The sequence below is a fragment of the Pseudonocardia sp. OZ21 genome, assembly GCF_059359135.1.
The window spans coordinates 1-1,041 of the sequence record NZ_JCADBN010000047.1; the positions used below are offsets into that span (position 1 = coordinate 1).

The 1,041-nt window shown below is 70.9% G+C and carries 1 pseudogene; it reads left to right on the plus strand.

The features are described 5' to 3' along the window. The first annotated feature begins 51 nt into the window (after positions 1–51). Positions 52–1,021, plus strand: a pseudogene (locus AC5L35_RS37320) (IS5 family transposase). The last annotated feature ends 20 nt before the right edge of the window (positions 1,022–1,041 follow it).

Genomic DNA, 1,041 nt, shown 5'->3' on the forward strand with positions numbered 1-1,041 from the left:
CCTAGGGAGTGTCTGACGGATCTTGGCTCGGGTTCGGGTGAGGATGCGGTCATGGGTGGTCGTCACGTGTTGTCCGATGAGGCGTGGGCGTGGCTGGAGCCGTTGCTGCCCGATCGGGCACCTCGGCGGGGTGGGCGGTGGCGTGATCACCGGCAGGTGATCGAGGCGATCGCGTGGAAGTACCGCACCGGTGCCGCATGGCGAGAGATCCCCGAGGAGCGGTTCGGGCCTTGGCAGACCGCGTATGAGCGGCTCAACCGGTGGAGCGCGGATGGCACCTGGGCGCGGCTGCTCGCTCGGGCCCAGACCGACTCCGATGCCCGCGCGGACCTGGACTGGCTGGTCGCCGCGGACTCCTCCCTGGTGCGGGTGCACCAGCACGGCGCGGCCGCGTCCCGTATCGGTGGCAACGCTGCCACCCTCGCCGGGCCTGCCCCGTCCCCGGACGGGCTCACAGGGGGCTCGGTCGAATCACAAGAATTCCCGCGCTGATCACCGGGCAGGGCCGGTCGGGCCGCTGGTCCTCGAGCCCGCTGATCATGCGATAGGCCGGTCCCGGGGTGGGTTGACGACGAAGGTCCACGCCCTCGTTGATGGCCGCGCCCGCCCGCTGGTGCTGCAGGTGACGGCCGGGAATGTCAACGACACGACCCAGTTCGCGCAGCTCATGGCCGGGCTGCGGGTCACCCGTCCGGGACCGGGTAGGCCACGGACCCGGCCCGGGCATGTGCTCGCCGACAAGGGTTACAGCTCTCGGGCCAACCGGGAGCTGCTGCGGCGGCGCGGGATCTCCCACACCATCCCCGAACCCCGCGACCAGCAGGCCAACCGAGCACGCCGAGGCTCCCGCGGCGGCCGCCCGGTCGGGTTCGACAAGGCTCGCTACCGGCGCCGCAACGTCGTCGAGCGGGGCTTCTGCCAGCTCAAGCACTGGCGAGGACTCGCTACCCGTTACGACCGCCACGCCCGCAACTACCTCGGTGCCCTACAACTCGCCGCCCTGCTCAGCTGGCTTCCATGATCGACCAGACACTCCCTAGC